Origin of the sequence: Methanococcus maripaludis C5, assembly GCF_000016125.1 — an archaeon.
GTDB classification, from domain to species: domain Archaea; phylum AGJL01; class Methanococci; order Methanococcales; family Methanococcaceae; genus Methanococcus; species Methanococcus maripaludis_D.
Genome location: NC_009135.1, coordinates 408,919 through 425,567, shown reverse-complemented (window position 1 = coordinate 425,567; position 16,649 = coordinate 408,919). Strand labels below are relative to the sequence as shown.

The 16,649-nt window shown below is 32.2% G+C and carries 16 protein-coding genes and 1 pseudogene; 9 read left to right on the top strand and 8 right to left on the bottom strand.

The genetic code is table 11. From position 1 onward, the window contains the following. Positions 1–12: 12 nt before the first annotated feature. The gene (locus MMARC5_RS02370; protein ID WP_011868236.1) at positions 13–504 is read left to right on the top strand and encodes a YkgJ family cysteine cluster protein; all 492 of its coding nucleotides are present in this window, start codon (positions 13–15) and stop codon (positions 502–504) included. 1 nt (position 505) lies between these two features. On the opposite strand, the gene MMARC5_RS02365 is transcribed toward MMARC5_RS02370, so the two are convergent. After that, complete coding sequence (locus MMARC5_RS02365; RefSeq protein ID WP_011868235.1) at positions 506–802, bottom strand: hypothetical protein; 297 nt, start codon at positions 800–802, stop codon at positions 506–508. Between the two features lie 210 nt (positions 803–1,012). Between MMARC5_RS02365 and MMARC5_RS02360 the strand changes: the two are divergent. Both MMARC5_RS02360 and MMARC5_RS02355 read left to right on the top strand, forming a co-directional pair. Then, positions 1,013–1,886, top strand: a pseudogene (locus MMARC5_RS02360) (DMT family transporter). 117 nt (positions 1,887–2,003) lie between these two features. Beyond that, positions 2,004–3,848, top strand: a complete 1,845-nt coding sequence (locus MMARC5_RS02355; RefSeq protein WP_011868234.1) for an ATP-binding protein — start codon at positions 2,004–2,006, stop codon at positions 3,846–3,848. Positions 3,849–3,897: 49 nt separating this feature from the next. Here MMARC5_RS02355 and MMARC5_RS02350 read toward each other — a convergent pair whose 3' ends face one another. The 3 genes from MMARC5_RS02350 to MMARC5_RS02340 are packed head-to-tail and all read right to left on the bottom strand — an operon-like array spanning position 3,898 to position 7,019. Beyond that, positions 3,898–4,461: a metal-dependent phosphohydrolase gene (locus MMARC5_RS02350; RefSeq protein ID WP_011868233.1), complete on the bottom strand. Its 564-nt coding sequence runs from the start codon at positions 4,459–4,461 to the stop codon at positions 3,898–3,900. Between the two features lie 35 nt (positions 4,462–4,496). Next, the gene (locus tag MMARC5_RS02345) at positions 4,497–5,675 is read right to left on the bottom strand and encodes a redox-regulated ATPase YchF (RefSeq protein WP_011868232.1); all 1,179 of its coding nucleotides are present in this window, start codon (positions 5,673–5,675) and stop codon (positions 4,497–4,499) included. Between the two features lie 27 nt (positions 5,676–5,702). Continuing rightward, on the bottom strand, positions 5,703–7,019 hold the full coding sequence (locus MMARC5_RS02340; RefSeq protein WP_011868231.1) for a B12-binding domain-containing radical SAM protein: 1,317 nt from the start codon (positions 7,017–7,019) through the stop codon (positions 5,703–5,705). 333 nt (positions 7,020–7,352) lie between these two features. On the opposite strand from MMARC5_RS02340, the gene thiL reads away from it, so the two are divergent. From thiL to MMARC5_RS02320, 4 genes are read left to right on the top strand one after another with little or no spacing between them, the layout of a single operon-like run. Next, entirely contained in the window at positions 7,353–8,300 is a 948-nt protein-coding gene (gene thiL, locus MMARC5_RS02335) for a thiamine-phosphate kinase (RefSeq protein WP_011868230.1), read from the top strand. A gap of 11 nt (positions 8,301–8,311) precedes the next feature. After that, the gene (gene artE / locus MMARC5_RS02330) at positions 8,312–8,785 is read left to right on the top strand and encodes an archaeosortase family protein ArtE (RefSeq protein WP_048058548.1); all 474 of its coding nucleotides are present in this window, start codon (positions 8,312–8,314) and stop codon (positions 8,783–8,785) included. A 44-nt stretch (positions 8,786–8,829) separates the two neighbouring features. Then, complete coding sequence (locus tag MMARC5_RS02325; protein WP_155810361.1) at positions 8,830–9,627, top strand: NOL1/NOP2/sun family putative RNA methylase; 798 nt, start codon at positions 8,830–8,832, stop codon at positions 9,625–9,627. A 50-nt stretch (positions 9,628–9,677) separates the two neighbouring features. Further along, a complete protein-coding gene (locus tag MMARC5_RS02320) occupies positions 9,678–11,819 on the top strand; it encodes a Tex family protein (protein ID WP_011868227.1) in 2,142 nt (713 codons plus the stop codon). A gap of 42 nt (positions 11,820–11,861) precedes the next feature. Here the strand turns inward: MMARC5_RS02320 and MMARC5_RS02315 are convergent, their stop codons facing one another. From MMARC5_RS02315 to prf1, 4 genes are all read right to left on the bottom strand, one after another. Continuing rightward, positions 11,862–12,461 (bottom strand): peptidylprolyl isomerase, encoded by a 600-nt coding sequence (locus tag MMARC5_RS02315; RefSeq protein ID WP_081430835.1) that lies wholly within the window; start codon positions 12,459–12,461, stop codon positions 11,862–11,864. A gap of 40 nt (positions 12,462–12,501) precedes the next feature. Beyond that, the gene (locus tag MMARC5_RS02310) at positions 12,502–12,993 is read right to left on the bottom strand and encodes a peptidylprolyl isomerase (protein WP_011868225.1); all 492 of its coding nucleotides are present in this window, start codon (positions 12,991–12,993) and stop codon (positions 12,502–12,504) included. 108 nt (positions 12,994–13,101) lie between these two features. Beyond that, positions 13,102–13,500 carry a secondary thiamine-phosphate synthase enzyme YjbQ gene (locus tag MMARC5_RS02305; protein WP_011868224.1) on the bottom strand — a complete coding sequence of 133 codons (399 nt, stop codon included), beginning with the start codon at positions 13,498–13,500 and terminating at the stop codon, positions 13,102–13,104. 62 nt (positions 13,501–13,562) lie between these two features. Further along, the gene (prf1, locus tag MMARC5_RS02300; RefSeq protein ID WP_011868223.1) at positions 13,563–14,822 is read right to left on the bottom strand and encodes a peptide chain release factor aRF-1; all 1,260 of its coding nucleotides are present in this window, start codon (positions 14,820–14,822) and stop codon (positions 13,563–13,565) included. 186 nt (positions 14,823–15,008) lie between these two features. Here prf1 and endA point away from each other — a divergent pair, with 186 nt between their 5' ends. Together endA and comC are read left to right on the top strand one after the other, a co-directional pair. Further along, complete coding sequence (gene endA, locus MMARC5_RS02295) at positions 15,009–15,542, top strand: tRNA-intron lyase (RefSeq protein ID WP_196793266.1); 534 nt, start codon at positions 15,009–15,011, stop codon at positions 15,540–15,542. Between the two features lie 18 nt (positions 15,543–15,560). After that, complete coding sequence (comC, locus tag MMARC5_RS02290; protein WP_011868221.1) at positions 15,561–16,604, top strand: L-sulfolactate dehydrogenase; 1,044 nt, start codon at positions 15,561–15,563, stop codon at positions 16,602–16,604. Positions 16,605–16,649: the final 45 nt, after the last annotated feature.

Here is a 16,649-nt window from a genome sequence, read left to right as displayed (position 1 = left end):
AACGTGAATTTTATGAAACTTGACATTAAAAAAGACTTGAAAAATATTGCATGGCACTGTAGAATGTGCGGTGGCTGCTGTGACTCTCCAAGCGTTTCCAAAAAAGATGTTGCAAACATTGCAGGATTTTTAAAAATACCATTTGACGAAGTTGTTAAAAAATACCTCGTGAACTTTGATGGAATGACCGGAAGGCTCAAAACGTCAAAAGAAAAATGTATATTCTTAGATGAAAACAACAAATGTAAAATCTATAGAGTTAGACCAATCATCTGTAGATTAAGACCTTATTCAGTTCAAATTAAAGATAAAAGCCTTGTTTTAACATACGATGGCTGGTTTTTAGAAAACTGTAAAGGTCAATTTGTTGGAGATTTAGACCCTGCTGAAGAATATTATAAACACGCTGAAACTGTTTTAAAATATCTTGGAGAAGAAAAAAATACTCCTGAAGAATTATTTGAAAAAGCGAAAAAAAGATTGAAAAAATCTAAAAAACAATAATTTAACAGAAAGTTCTGTTTGAAACTGGGATACATAGTGTCTTTTTACAATTTGGACATTCCACAGTTATTTTATCCAGTTCATAGTTTTCTGTAAACGGCTTGTCACAGTACGGGCAGTACCATATCTTTTTACTTGTTTTTTCGCATTCCCCAATTTCTCCAACAGTAGGGTGCTTTTTAAACGTAACGTCACTTTCTTTATCTTGATATTTAAAAAAAAGTTCGATTAAATCCTTGTAAATCTCAACTGCTGATTTTCTTATGCATTTTTCTCCGCCACAAATCGGACACTCCATATTTTCACCAAAAATTTTCATCCAAAATTTATCCACAACTATGCTAAAACTGTAGAGTTTTATTCTATATAATATACTGTTACATCAAAAGTTTTAAATTTTAGTCCCCCAACTTTATTTTAGTAAATTTCTGGTGTCTTTATGAAATCGATAATTTTGGGAATTCTTTCATCGCTTTTTTTCGCATCCACTTTTGTTTTAAATAGGCAGATGGATCTTTTTGGTGGGGACTGGGTATTTTCCGCATCATTAAGGTATATATTTACACTTCCAATCCTTTTAATCTTACTTTACGGCAGAAATAACGTTAAAAAAGTAATTTCCGAGATAAAAAGTAACTTTAAAGAGTGGTTTATCTGGAGTAACGTTGGTTTTGTTTTACGCGCCACTTACATTTGCAGGTGACTACGGTCCATCATGGCTTATTGCGGGAACCTGGCAGATTACAATTATTGCGGGCATTCTTGTAACGCCCTTATTTTACAGCATGATTGAAAATAATGGAAATTTAGAAAAAGTAAGGAATAAAATTCCAAAAAAGTCGCTTTTTATTTCCACAATAATTCTTTTTGGAATAATTTTAATGCAGTATTCAAGAATAACTTCAGTATCTACAAATGATCTTATTTTTGGATTTTTACCAGTTATTGTCGCAGCATTTTCATATCCTCTGGGAAACAGGAAAACCATGGAAATTTCAGGCGGTAAATTAACCACTTTTCAGAGAATTCTTGGAATGACACTTTGCAGTATGCCTACATGGATTTTAATCTTATTTTATGGGCTTTTTAGATCAGGCATTCCAAACAATAACCAGATTATGCAGTCATTTATCGTTGCACTGTTTTCTGGAATAATTGCAACATGGCTTTTTTTTAAAGCAACGGATATCGTCAGAAAAGATATGAAAAAACTTGCTGCTGTTGAATCGACACAGTCTGGTGAAATAGTATTTTCAGTGCTTGGTGAAATTATCCTTCTTGGGGGTGCATTGCCAGACATTTTTGCAATTTTTGGACTACTTGTTGTAATATTTGGAATGATAATTCACAGTATCCGCTCTACATATATGAACTGCGAATAAAACTGTCGAAAAGATACAAATGAAAAATTATTTAACAATATGCCCAGATACTTATCTAAAATAAATAACTAAAATATTTCGAAATATCTAATTTAATTAATTTATTTGTGATAACCCATGAAAAAATCGAAAATTGGAATGATTGGAACTAAATTACTAATTTTTTCGATAATTATTGTTTTAATTCCAATAACTATGTTAAGCTACGTATCCTCAGATACGATTTCAGAATTGATGATTTCTAACCAGAACTCTGAGTTAAATACAAATATTGGAATATTAAATGAACGATTAGATAATGTATTTGTTGAATTTGATACAATGACCGCATATACGGCACAATTACCAATTGTAATCGATGCTGTCAAAAATAAAGATGAAGAAACATTGCAAAATTTTGCAAACGGTCTTGAGGACCAATCTTGGGTTGATTTGGCCACATTTACAGATGCAGATGGAAACGTTATCTGTGCGAGTTATGGGAATACTGATGCAAAAATAAGTACCTATGTTAAAAAATTAATTGAAAAAGATACAATTTATGCGTATGATGTCATCTCCAATGAAGAAGCTTCAAAATATAGCGATTATGAGTTAGATGGCTATGATGCACTTGCAATATTTACTGTTGCACCCGTGTATGATGGAGAATCACTCATAGGTACGGTAACTTACGTAGATATTATGAATAAGGACGATTACTGGGTAGATCGAGTTAAAGAAGTTACTGGCGATGAAGCTTCAATATATCTAAACAATGTAAGAATATCTACAACATGTCAGAAAAACGGAGTAGACCTTGTTGGAGAAATTGCTTCAGAAACTGCATATGAATCAGTTTTGAAAAATCAGGACTATGTTGGAAAGGTAATTGTAGATGGAAACTCCTATTTTGGTAAATATTCTCCAATATATGACATCGATGGAGAAGTAATCGGAATGATTTGTGTGGGTACTCCAGAAATGCCATTTGTTATATTAATGAATTCAGTAATTCGAAAAATATTTTTTATCGCATTTTCGAGCTTGATAGTTGCAGTTTTGGTTGCATTTATATTAAATAGAAAAATAGTAGTTCCGATAAAAAAACTTAAAAATTCTGCTGAAATATTTGGGCATGGAAAATACGATGAACGAGTATCACTTAAAACTGGCGATGAATTAGAAGAACTGGCCGAATCATTCAATAAAATGGCTGATGAAATAAGTAGGGCAGATAAAAAACTTAAAAAAGATGCGGATGAACTTAAAAATTCTTATGATGAGTTAAAAGAAGTTGACAATTTAAAATCAGAATTACTTTCAATAGTATCTCATGAATTGAGAACGCCACTTACATCAATCCGAGGGTATGTTGACTTGTTAAAAGACGAAACTGCTGGAAAACTAAATGATAAACAGCACGAATTTATATTAATCATATCTGAAAACTCTGATAGGTTAAAAAGACTTATAGACAATATGTTGGACCTCGTAAAGGTAGAAAATGAAGTTTTGGACTTTAAATTTAATAAATTAAACATTAAAAATACAGTTGGAGAAATTATATCCTCATTAAAATACTTTGCAGATAGTAAAAATATAATCTTGCTCGAAGACGTGGATGAAGTATATATTAAAGGTGATAAATCCAAAATAAATCAAGTTCTTGCAAATTTAATCGAAAATGCGATAAAATTTAGCAAAAATCAGACTAAAGTTACAGTAATAGGTTTTGAAGATAAAGAAAATCTACATCTTGAAATCACTGATCAGGGTCCCGGAATCCCAAAAGAAAATCTTGAAAAAATATTTGAAAAGTTCTACCAGATCGATTCTTCTTCAAAAAGAGAAATTGGTGGATCAGGTCTTGGACTTGCAGTCTGTAAAAAAATCGTTGAATCACATGGTGGATCCATCTGGGTTGAAAGTAAAGTTGGAAAAGGTACAAGCGTTCACATACTACTCCCCATAGCAAAATAAGCTAAAAATAATAATTTTTTAAAAATATCGAATTTTAGATTAATTAACATTAATTAAATGAAATATTTTCTTTTACTTCTTTTAAAACAGAATTTACAAAATCATCAAGAGTCATTTTCAAATTTTCTTCGCAAGATTTAATCTGTTCCCTTGAAACATTCTGTGCAAAACTTTTATCTTTCAATTTTTTCTTAATTGACTTTAATTCTGCCTTTTTAACATCCTTGTCAGGCCTCATCAAAACATAAGCCCGAATAATTCCAGAAAGCGCGTCAACCGCCCATAATGAATGCCTAATTTCCGAATTTCTCTCGACATTTAATACCTCGTTGTGAGATTTTATGTCTTCAATTAAACTTTCGGAGATTCCTTCATTTTTTAAAATTTCTTCGCCGATAATGCAATGCTTTTCTAAGTAATCACCATAATCTTCGATATCGATGTCATGCAAAATTCCGGTTACAAACCAGTAATTCTGCTCATTTTCATCTTTTTCTAAATATTTAGCTATTCCGAGCATCCCATATCCTACAATTAAATTATGATCGAGATTTGGCTGTTCTTTTACATAGCAATTTAATAAATCTAGCGCTTTGCTACCATCTGGTATCATAATAACTCCTCAAAAAAGTAGATAAATTTAAAAGTTTATGCCGCAGAAACAATTTTTATAATGTCTCCGTCGTTTAATTCCTGATCTGCACTTATTCTCAACTTTTTCTTTGCATCAACCGCATAGATGAACTTCTGTCCAATTTCTGTGTGTATTTTAAATGCAAGGTCTTTTGCAGTCGCTCCTTTTTTTACAAGGTATGCATCAGGTAAAACATTTCCTTTTTTATCACAGAATTTTCCTTCGTCTTCCACAGGGTAAACTACAATCATATCCAATAGATCAAAATAAGCTACGTTAATTAAATCTTGAATTCCGGTTCCGCCAAATTTATCAAGGTAACTTTTCATGTAGTTTAATGCATTTTTCTGTGCATCGTTTAGGGATGATTCATCTGAAATTTCCATTGATTTTCCATCATATTTTATTAAACCTGCTTTCTGCGCTTTTTTCAGTGCAAGTTCAATTTCAGCAGAGGTTGGAATAACCAAAAAGTCCTTAAATTCTTCTTTTAACTTTTTAATGTTTTTTTCTGCGTCAGGGTGATCAGCCTTATTTGCAGAGATAATCATTGGTTTTGAAGCTTTTCTCAAATTTGTTGAAATTTTCATAAGATCATCTTCAGACCATTTCATAGGACTTTCATCAAACCCACGAATTACCGCAAAAACCTGATTTTCCGAAATATTCAATCCACTTAATTGTTCAGAAAGCGCTTTTAAGATGTTTTTTTCCTGTTGAGCTTTTCTTGAAAGCCTTTCCCAATTTTTCGTTAAAATACTGTGAATCCACATGTCAAGTTCATTTAACAAAAATTTAACATCATTTACAGGATCGTTATTCTCAGAAGGGTTTCCTTCAAGATCCGTTTTTCCACTCGCGTCAACAACAAGTATAAATGCATCAGCCTGTCTTAAATCATCTAAAAACTTGTTACCCATTCCTTTTCCTTTGTGTGCATCAGGAACGAGTCCTGCAACGTCAATAACTTCAACAGGAATATAACGCAGTCCAGAAAAACATTTTGAATTGTTTGGAGTACAGTTTAAATTTAAAGTGTCACATGGGCATGGTTTTGTAACAAAAGAGGTTCCAATATTTGGGTTTATCGTAGTAAATGGGTAATTTCCAATATCCGCAATTTTTTCAGTCATTGCATTGAATGTAGTTGATTTTCCAACGTTTGGTTTTCCAACAAGTCCTAATATTGCCATGTTATCACCGTTTTTATAAGTGTTAATTTAAATTTCTATAAAATCCCAAGGCTTTTCTTCGATTTTATTAATGTAGTTATCCAAATCCACATTTTTAATAAGTTGCATTGTGTTTTTTGACTCATTTAAAACTTTTGAAAGTTCTACCCCGCCCCTTGCAAGAACTGTCTGTGCAACCATAGAATTGAATTTTTCAAAATCAACACTAACTTTTATTTTCCGCAAACTCTTTTCGATATATTTTATCTTCATTTTTGAATCCATATCGAATTCAAAGTCCTCAAAAGGGGTGTGGGGCTTTGGAACCATCGGATTTATACTGACATCTACTTTTCGAACGTTTTCTTTTATTTTTTTCGTTAAAGTTATTATTTCTTCAATATCTTCTTCTGTTTCTTCGGGAAAACCGACCATATAATAAAGTTTTACCGTGGATATTCCGTGATTTTTTGCAATATCAACTGCGTTTAATATATTTTCTTCAGTTATTCCCTTATCAATTTTTTTTCGCAAAACTTCACTGCCTGCTTCTGGTGCTATTGTCAAAGTTTTCAAATTTAAATAATCAAGTAATTCATCCGTAATCGTGTCTGCCCTTAATGAAGATGGAGAAATCGATACATTTTTTTCAGAGATATGCGCACATAAATCCAGTACATACCTATAATCACTTACAGATGGTGCAATTAAAGAAACCTTGTCTGCATCAGTATTTTTTAGGCCTTCATCGACCAGATACTTTAAATCTTCAATTTTTCTATATCTTGGGGGGGCATAGATACATTTAGCCATGCAGAATTTACAGTTTCTAATACATCCCCTTCCAATTTCAAGAAGATACGCTTTTCCATAAGCTCCTGATTCGTGAGTTACTTGAGCTATTGGATAATCTTTTATCCCGAGCTTTTTTGGATAGATTCTTTTGATTTTTTCATTGTTGTATGTTTTTGGAACATATACTCCAGGAATTTCAAAATTGCCATTTATCAATTGGTACATCGTATCGGTCCCTTCGATCTCACCAACAACAAATACATCAAAAAATTCATGTAACGGCAGGGGGTTTGAAATGGCACAAGGGCCGCCTGCAATAAAAATAGCGTTTGGATTTTGAGTTTTTAATTCTTTTACAATTTTTACAACGTTAAAATAGTCGTTTTCATACTGTAATGTTATCAAAATAGCATCACTATTCTTAATTTTCGAGTAATTTTCGATAAGATACGCATTTGCAGAAATATCGTGGTACTTGTTTAAGTGGTTGGTTAAAACATGCACTGCAAGACATGCGATTCCCCCGCCAAATTTATTCGGGTACACGATTGAAACGTTTTTAATTGCCATTTTACCGCCAAAATGAAGAATAAAATAAAATCTAGTAGTTAAAAGAAGAGATATAAAAATTTAGCTTTTCAGAATAAAAAAATTGGTGTCAGCTCGCCCATCTTTCGTCATAAATCAGAAGCTACTCCGTTCATCATCCACCAAGTGCATAAAAAGAACATTTGGTCTTTATGCGTCAATTGCATCATTAGTATCTCGGATTCAGTATATAAATGTGATTGTAAAATTAGAATTTATCTGGTTCAGGTTTTTAAATACGACATTAATTTTTAGCTAAATATTTTAAAGAGGGTTTCCATAAAAACTATCAAACTTTTGAAAACAGGAACAAAAATGAATGAACTTGATATCATTAAAATTATTTTAAAGAATCTTTCCTATTCGAATGGCGTTGAAAAGGGAATTGGGGATGACTGTGCTGTTTTTAAATCTGAAAATCAGCATTTAGTTGTAACTACCGATATGATGTTTAAATCGACACATTTTCCAAGTATTCTAACACCGTTTCAGATTGGAATGAGGGTTGTTACTGCAAATGTATCAGATATTGCCGCAATGTGTGCAAAACCACTTGGAATGGTAATATCAATGGGTTTTGATAGTCCGGACAAAAACTTTATCGATGAAATGTCAAAAGGAATAAATTTTATTTCAAAAGAGTACGAATGCCCTATTGCAGGCGGTGACACAAACAAAGCGCCGGAATTAACGCTATCTGGAACTGCATTTGGAATTACTGATAATCCGATATATCGTGGCGGAATTATCGGGGAAGATATCTGTATCACCGGTGACGTTGGAAAAGTCGCTTGTGCTTTAAAACTTCTTGAAATGAAAGATAAAGGAATTTTAGGAAATATAGAATTTGAAAAAACAATGTCAGAATTTCCTGAAATCCTAAAAAAACTTGCAGAACCTAAAGCTAGAGTTAAAGATGGGCTTTTATTAAATAATACGATTACTTCATGCTGTGATATTTCAGATGGGCTTTCAAAAGATTTAAATTATACTGGAAACTTTGAAATAAATTCAAAAAAGTTATTAAACTCCGTTTCAAAAGATGTTGTTGAATTCTGCGAAAAATTCAATATGGATTTATTAAACACAGTTTTAAACAGTGGTGAAGAATTTGAACTGCTTTTTACCACCACCAATTTTAAAATGGCCGAAGAAAAATTAAAAGATGTAAATTCAGTAACAAAAATTGGAAAAGTCGTAGAATCTGGAAAAACGGTTGATGGAAAATCCATGGAATTAGAAGGCTATGTTCACAAATGGTAAATGGAAAAATAATGAATAAAAAAGCTAAAGATTTAATTTTAAAAATTAGTAAATTTTTTATTTATTCCATTTTAATTTACATTAGTTTATGCCATTTTGAAACTTATTTGACAAGTATTATCGCATATCAGAGCTATTTATTTTTAAAATTTTTATTAAAAGATGTAATTCTATTTACCCATATTATATATCTCCCAAATATCGCGATTTCGATAATTGAACCATGTACTGGAATTTTATTAATTTCAATATTATTGGCATATATATCAACAGTTGAAAATAAGTTGAAACATCAAGTTTTTGGCTCAGTATTTTGTACATTATTAATATACTTTGGAAACATAATTAGAATCGTTATTATAGGGGTTCTTGCAAATACGTTTGAAAATGGCGAATACATTCACAATGTCATCAGTTTTGTGTTTGGTCCATCAATAACAGTTTTTACGATTTTGCTATGGTCTAAACTCCGAAAAAGATTATAACCAAAGTCATGAATATTATCATATTATATACTACGGTGGTATTTTTGGAAAATTTACAATTTATAAGGATAAACACGTTAAAAATATCTTCTGAGGATCTTAAAAAGAGATTAGAAGAAAAAGGAGTGGAATTGGAAGATACATTTTTAGATTATGTATTTAGGGTAGTAAAATCGCCATTTTCCATGGGTTCAACTCCAGAATATCTTTTGGGATACTACTTTTTACAGAGTATTTCATCGATAATTCCATCAATAACACTCAATCCAACAAAAGATGACGACTTACTCGATATGTGTGCGGCCCCAGGTGGAAAAACTACGCATCTTGCACAATTGATGGAAAATGAAGGTTCAATCCTAGCTGTTGAAATAAACAAAAATAGATTGAAAAGTTTAAGGTCAAATATTAACAGAATGGGATTTAAAAATACGTTAATGATAAACACGAACGCCGTTAATATCGATAAAAAGCTAAAATTCGATAAAATTCTATTGGATGCCCCATGTACAGGAAACGAGATAAAAGACTGTAACAGGGTAAAAACGAAACGAGATATTTTATTCTGTGCAAAAAGACAAGTTGAATTATTTAGAACTGCAATTGAAGTATTAAAAGACGGCGGTGAGTTGGTATACAGTACTTGCTCTCCAGAAATCGAAGAAGACGAAGATATCGTAAGATATATTTTGAAAAACAATAAAAATATGGAACTTATTGAACTAAGTGTGGACGATTTTCCAGGAATAAATATGATCGAAGGCGAAGTTAAAGGGACTTTAAAGGTAATTCCGCCAAATGAGCCATTTTTCATTGCAAAATTTAGAAAAGTTAAAAATTAATTTTTCGAAAATCATATTAGTATATTAATTACTTTTTTAGAGGGATTATTATGGATATTTTTCAAAAATTGCAGAAAGAATTTAATTTAAAAACATTTCAAGTCGAAAACACGGTTAACTTAATTGATGAAGGAAATACAATTCCATTTATCGCAAGATATAGAAAAGAAGCTACAGGTTCACTTGACGATGTTGTTTTGAGGAAATTTTTTGATAGATTAATTTATTTAAGAAATTTAGAAGATAAAAAAGCCCAAATTATAAAATTAATTGATGAACAGGGCAAATTAACAGAAGAATTGAAACAAAAAATTGAAAAATCTGAACTTTTAACGGAACTTGAAGATATTTACCGTCCATTCAGGCCAAAAAGAAAAACAAGAGCAACGATTGCAGAAATTAAGGGTTTAAAACCACTATCAGAATTAATTTTAAAACAGATTTTAGAAAAACCAATCAAAGAACTTGCAAAAGAATTCATTAATCCAGAATTGGAAGTTAATTCAATTGAAGATGCAATTTCTGGTGCTAAAGATATTATTGCAGAAGAAATTTCGGATAATGCAGACTACAGAAAATTTATCCGTGAAACCACGTTTTCAAAAGGAATTATTGCTGTAAAAGCAAAAAATGTGGATGAAAAATCAGTATATGAAATGTATTACGAATATTCTGAAGCTGTTAATAAAATTCCTGGCCACAGAATCCTTGCAATAAACAGGGGCGAATCAGAAAAACTTTTACAAGTTAAAATCGATGCACCTGTTGAATTTATTCAAGATTGGATATTTAAAAATATACTTTTGGAAAACTCAGATACTTCTGAAATTTTAAAAGATACTGTAATTGACAGCTACAAAAGATTGATTGCACCATCAATTGAAAGAGAAATTAGGAATAACATTACAGAAAAGGCTGAAAACGGTGCAATTGAAGTATTTTCAAAAAATTTAAAACAATTGTTATTACAACCGCCGATAAAAAATAAAACCGTGCTTGGATGGGACCCAGCATTTAGAACAGGCTGTAAAATTGCAGTAGTTGACGAAACCGGAAAAGTTCTCGATAAAACAGTAGTTTACCCTACAGAGCCACATAACAAAGTTGCAGAAACTAAAAAACAGGTTAAAGAACTCATTATAAAACACGATATCGATGTTGTCGCGATTGGAAACGGGACTGCTTCGAGAGAATCTGAACATATTGTTTCTGAAATTTTAAAAGAAGTTGTAAAAGACGTCTACTATGTAATCGTAAATGAAGCTGGAGCTTCTGTTTATTCCGCATCTGAACTTGGATCTGAAGAATTTCCAGAATACGATGTAGGAATTAGAAGTGCAATTTCAATTGCAAGAAGGCTCCAGGATCCATTAGCAGAACTTGTAAAAATTGACCCAAAATCAATTGGAGTTGGCCAGTACCAGCACGACATGAACCAGAAAAAGTTATCAGAAAGTTTAAGCGCAGTTGTTGAATCTTCCGTAAACTCTGTTGGTGTTGATTTAAATACTGCATCGGTTTCACTATTAAATTACGTATCAGGGATTAATATTGGCATTGCAAAAAATATTGTTATATACCGATCGGAAAATGGAAAATTCGAATCCCGAAAAGAGCTTTTAAAAGTAAGTAAACTTGGTAAAAAAGCATTTGAACAGTGTGCAGGGTTTTTGAGAATTCCTGAGGGTAAAAATTTATTCGATAATACTGGAGTTCACCCAGAATCATACAAAATTGCAGAAAATTTACTTAATGAGCTAAATATCTCGATAAAAGATATTAAAGAGAAAAAAATCGATAAAATTTCTGAAAAAATCGACATTGAAAAATTGGCTGAAAAACTGGATTGCGGAATCCCAACACTTGAGGATATAATTAAAGAACTTGAAAAACCTGGAAGAGATCCAAGAGAAGACCTTCCAAAACCAGTTTTAAGAAGTGATGTTTTAGAACTTGAAGATTTAAAAGAAGGAATGATTTTAAAAGGAACTGTCAGAAATATTGTTGACTTCGGAGCTTTTATCGATATTGGAGTTCACCATGATGGATTAGCACATATTTCTGAAATTGCTGACCGATTTATAAAACATCCCCTTGATGTAATCTCTGTTGGGGATATCGTCGATGTTATGGTGATGGACATTGATTTTGATAAAAAGAGAGTTTCGCTTTCAATAAAACGTGCAAAATAAGTTAAAATAAATAAAAAAATTAAATATTAATCTATTTTTTAATTACTCTTCAATTATTACTTTTTCAATGATTACATCTTCAACAGGCCAGTTTTGATACTGCCCGTTATTTGCAGTAGCTACATTTTCGATTTTCTCAAGAACATCAAAACCTTCGGTCATTTCACCAAATACTGCGTAACCGTAATTTTGATTATTTTGATAATCCAAGAATGAATTGTCAACAGTGTTTATGAAGAACTGACTTGTTGCTGAATCTACAACACTGGTTCTAGCCATTGCGATAGTTCCTCTTTTGTTTGAAAGTCCATTATCTGCTTCATTTTTGATTGGATCGAGTGTTTCTTTTTTAGTTCCGTTTACGGTAAATCCGCCACCCTGAATCATAAAATCACTGATTACCCTGTGGAAGATCGTTCCTTCGTAAAATCCTGATTCTACGTACGTTTTGAAGTTTTCAACAGTTATCGGTGCTTTATCAAGATCGAGTTCAAAATTCATGTTTCCATAATTCGTCTGAATTGTTGCATGAACAATTTCACCCGTTTCGTCAGTGTTTGATGAATCTTTGGTACAACCTGCAAAACTGGTTAAAAGAACTATTGATGCCACACTCATGAAAATAACGTTTTTAAAATCCATATTTTCACCAGAATACTAAATAAAATAAGTAAAAAAATAATTATTCTTCGATTGTAACTTTTTCAATAATTACGTCTTCGACTGGCCAGTCTGCGAAGTATCCTTTGTTTCCAGTTTTAACTGCTGCAATTTTGTCAAGTACCTCAAAACCTTCGGTCATTTCACCAAATACTGCGTAACCGTAGTTTGCATCATTTTTGTAGTTTAAAAACATGTTTTCAACCGTGTTTATGAAGAACTGGCTTGTTGCTGAATCTACAACGTTGGTTCTAGCCATTGCGATAGTTCCTCTTTTGTTTGAGAGTCCGTTTTTAGCTTCGTTTTTAATTTCCGGCATTGTTTCTTTTTGAACGCCATCTTTTGTAAATCCGCCACCTTGAACCATGAAACTTTGTATAACTCTGTGGAATATTGTTCCTTCGTAAAAGCCAGTTTCTGCGTATTTTTTGAAGTTTTCAACAGTTATTGGTGCTTTTTCTTTAAATAATTCTATTTTTATTGTTCCGAGTGTTGTTTGAATTGTAGCAATCATCTTTTCACCAAAAATAAATTTTTTAATTAATTTTTCAAAAATTAAACGTTTCAGATTAGTTTTATAAAATTCCAGTATAAATTATTTACTTAAATTTTACCATTTTATTCAGTCTTTCATTATTTTTACGTAAAATTTCCTGCTTCTTGGCCCGTCAAACTCACAAAAATAAACTCCCTGCCAGGTTCCAAGAATTACTTCTCCATCGTTTATTATCAACGTTAAAGATGGTCCAAAAAAAGAGCTTTTTAAGTGTGCATCAGAATTTCCCTCATAATGTGAAAATCCATAATTTTCAGGGATTTTTTCATGTAAAAATTTAACAATGTCTTTTTTTACAGCAGGGTCTGCATTTTCATTGATTGTTATTGCAGACGTCGTGTGGGGTGTGAAAACTATTGCAATCCCATTTTTTATATTTGATTTTGTAACCGCATTTAAAATATTGTTAGAAATATCCACTAACGACTCTCTTTTATCGGTTTTAATTGAATATTCAAAAAACATGTATATTCCCCCAGTAACTTAAAAGAATCATTTAAAAATAGTTTAAAGTAATTTTAGAATAATTACAATTTATACCGTAAAATTGCAGCCATCCCTTTGAATGCCCTTGAAATCTGGCTTCCTTCTTCCGTGTCGGTTGAAACAACGATTATATCCGTATTGTGCATATGGCAGAGGTCTGATAGATGTTCGATAATATCTTTCTCTTCATCAATATACATTGCACCACCACATGTTGGACATGCTTTGGTTTTCAACTGTTCTTCAAATTTGAACATTTCGTTTGTTTTTACGTTTACTTCTTGGGCATAGTCGCAGTTGTTACATTTTACAGTAACCCTTGTAATTCCAATGTCCTCAGTAACAATGAGCGTATCAATTGCACCCATTTCAAGATATTTCATTACCTGAGCTTCACCGTAAGCTGAAAGCCCACCATCATCTTTTATAAGCTCTTTGAAGAATTTCTGGATTAAATTTTTCTCTTTCATCAAATCAAGGTCTCTTAAAAGGTCAGATGCTTTATCCAAAAGTTCCCTTATTCCAAATTCCTCAGTGTAACACAAATCAAATGTATCGATGATTTTTTTCTTTAATTCGTGGTGAAGGTAGTCTTTTTCAGCAAATTCGTTTTTAGTATTTCCCGGGCCCCCTAAAAGAAGACCTTTTAATTTTTTCTCTTCTAAAATCGGCATGAATGATTCTGTTGCATATTCCCCAATTCTTACCATGAACTGGTGTGCAGCATCATCGATAAGTCTCTCTAGCCTTCTTGCAGACTGACCTCCTGCCTTAAACTTACCAGGAACTCCACTGGTAAGTTTTTTTAGAACAGTTATCGTTTTTCCCTTGACAGTACCTATTGTAGCCTCATTTCTATCGACTAAAATTACACCGTAAACTTCAGTATCCTGAATAAAGTCTTCGAGTGGGTCGGTGTAGAATAAAGAATCACACCGATAAACAAATGTTTTTACAGGTTCAGGAGGTTCCAGCACGTAAACTTCCATCTTTTCAGTTCCTGGACCTCCTCTTGGAATCATTCCTGCAAATATAATTACCCCCATTTCGAGAGGTTCCTTTAAAAGCTTTAATCTCTGCAAAATTACCTCGATTGCAGATTGTACGTTTTTCATTGTTGTTTTGCTTTTAATATTTGAGGATTGAGAAAGCTCCTGCCTTAAATACTGGGAAATATCAGAAAGCCTCCTTCCTGCAGGAACATAAACGCTTATAAGCTCTGTTCCTTTACCCTTTTTACCTTTAAGTTCCTTCAAGGATTTTTTGAATAAATACATATCAGTTGATGAATTTCCGCTCATATATCCACCTTAAAATAGTCTTCGCGTTTGTATATGCCAATTTCCGTAAATTAAGAGAAATGGATTTAAAATCACGTGTAAGCTTGAATTATATTGAATATTTTTAAAAACTATATATAGTTTTCTCTATTATATATTAGATACATGTTTTTTATTCTGATATTTTTATTTTTAATTTGAGGAAATATAATGGCGAAACCTAAAAAGACAATACCTGCAAAACTCTCGGACGAGAGAATTGTGATTTACGATAAAGATGGAATATCCCGTTTAAACGAAAAAAGATACGGAGAACTTCACGAAAATTTTTTGTCGCTCTCATTTGTAGAGGGGCTCTACCTCGTATCAAAAAACTGGATATCTTTGAAAGATAAAAAAAATAAACTGCTTTCATTTGAAGAAGTATACGATGTCGCACAGAATATCGATAGAAAATTGTGCATTCGATATTTGGCATATAAAGACCTCAGAAACAGAGGATATACTGTTCGAACTGGTTTAAAATACGGCTCTGATTTTAGACTTTACGAAAGAAGCAATATTGATGAAATTCACTCGAGATACCTTGTAAAAGTGTTCTCAGAAGAAATTCCTTGTGAAATTTCAGAAATTACTGGATTTGTTAGGGTTGCACACTCAGTTAGAAAAGAATTAATTATTGCGATAGTTGATGCTGATGGAAGCGTCGTTTACTATAACATGGGATATTTAAAGCTTTAATTATTGGAGGAATCATATATGGTGCATATAATTACTCCTGAAGGGGAAAAAAAGTTACTTTCTGATATTTTAATGGCATACGGCGTTCAAGAAGAACATGCAAAAATTACTGCTGAAATTTACACTGAAGCAGACTTAAAAGGATTTACTTCACACGGTATTGGAAGATTTCCACAAACAATAATTGGCCTTGAAACTCAAAATATAAAAATTGACCCCAATATAAAAATTGAAAAGGAAAGCCCTGCAACTGCAACTATAAATGGGGATTTAGCATTGGGTTACGTTACAGCTGCAATGGCAATGGATTTAGCAGTTGAAAAAGCGAAAAATGTAGGAATTGGTGCAGTTGCTACATATAATTCAAATCACTTTGGAATTACTGGGCATTATTCAGAAAGAGCTTCGAAAAACGGAATGATTGGAATTGCAATTACGAATACTGAACCTGCAATGGCACCATACGGTGGAAAAGATAAAATTTTGGGAACAAATCCAATTGCAATTGCCGTCGAAGGAAAAAAACACAAATATTCATTGGATATGGCAACAGCATCAGTTGCAAGGGGCAAAATCTTTGAAGCAAAACGTCTTGGAAAAATACTTCCAGAAAATGCAGCAGTAGATATCAATGGAAATATTACAACTGATCCGGATCAAGCACTTGCAGGTAGTATTTTACCATTTGGCGGAATTAAAGGATACGGAATTGCAATGGCTGTCGAAATTCTCTCTGCAATCGGTGGTGCAGAACTTGGAACAAAGGTAAAAGGAACTGCACGGGCTGATGAAAAATGTACTAAAGGAGACTTTTTTATTGCAATAAATCCTGAATTTTTCGGTGAAAAAAGCGAATTTTTGGATAAAACTGATTATTTAGTTGATGAAATAAAAAATTCAAACCTTTCTGAAGGAGCTTCAGAAATTTTAATTCCTGGAGACGTTGAAGCTAGAAACTGTGAAGGTAAGAAAAATGGTTTTGAAATTGATGAAATACTCTATAAAAAATTAAAAAATATCTGTGATAAAAAAGGAATAATTATCGAAAACTACTTAAAATAATCCTTATTTTTACCTCTTTTGATGGAATAATAATTCTAAATATAA

What these genes read in the sequence shown, in the direction of transcription:
- MMARC5_RS02370 (WP_011868236.1), top strand. Translation starts at nt 13, where the DNA reads ATGAAACTTGACATTAAAAAAGACTTGAAAAATATTGCATGGCACTGT.
- MMARC5_RS02365 (WP_011868235.1), bottom strand. Translation starts at nt 802, where the DNA reads ATGGAGTGTCCGATTTGTGGCGGAGAAAAATGCATAAGAAAATCAGCA.
- MMARC5_RS02355 (WP_011868234.1), top strand. Translation starts at nt 2,004, where the DNA reads ATGAAAAAATCGAAAATTGGAATGATTGGAACTAAATTACTAATTTTT.
- MMARC5_RS02350 (WP_011868233.1), bottom strand. Translation starts at nt 4,461, where the DNA reads ATGATACCAGATGGTAGCAAAGCGCTAGATTTATTAAATTGCTATGTA.
- MMARC5_RS02345 (WP_011868232.1), bottom strand. Translation starts at nt 5,675, where the DNA reads ATGGCAATATTAGGACTTGTTGGAAAACCAAACGTTGGAAAATCAACT.
- MMARC5_RS02340 (WP_011868231.1), bottom strand. Translation starts at nt 7,019, where the DNA reads ATGGCAATTAAAAACGTTTCAATCGTGTACCCGAATAAATTTGGCGGG.
- thiL (WP_011868230.1), top strand. Translation starts at nt 7,353, where the DNA reads ATGAATGAACTTGATATCATTAAAATTATTTTAAAGAATCTTTCCTAT.
- artE (WP_048058548.1), top strand. Translation starts at nt 8,312, where the DNA reads ATGAATAAAAAAGCTAAAGATTTAATTTTAAAAATTAGTAAATTTTTT.
- MMARC5_RS02320 (WP_011868227.1), top strand. Translation starts at nt 9,678, where the DNA reads ATGGATATTTTTCAAAAATTGCAGAAAGAATTTAATTTAAAAACATTT.
- MMARC5_RS02315 (WP_081430835.1), bottom strand. Translation starts at nt 12,461, where the DNA reads ATGGATTTTAAAAACGTTATTTTCATGAGTGTGGCATCAATAGTTCTT.
- MMARC5_RS02310 (WP_011868225.1), bottom strand. Translation starts at nt 12,993, where the DNA reads ATGATTGCTACAATTCAAACAACACTCGGAACAATAAAAATAGAATTA.
- MMARC5_RS02305 (WP_011868224.1), bottom strand. Translation starts at nt 13,500, where the DNA reads ATGTTTTTTGAATATTCAATTAAAACCGATAAAAGAGAGTCGTTAGTG.
- prf1 (WP_011868223.1), bottom strand. Translation starts at nt 14,822, where the DNA reads ATGAGCGGAAATTCATCAACTGATATGTATTTATTCAAAAAATCCTTG.
- comC (WP_011868221.1), top strand. Translation starts at nt 15,561, where the DNA reads ATGGTGCATATAATTACTCCTGAAGGGGAAAAAAAGTTACTTTCTGAT.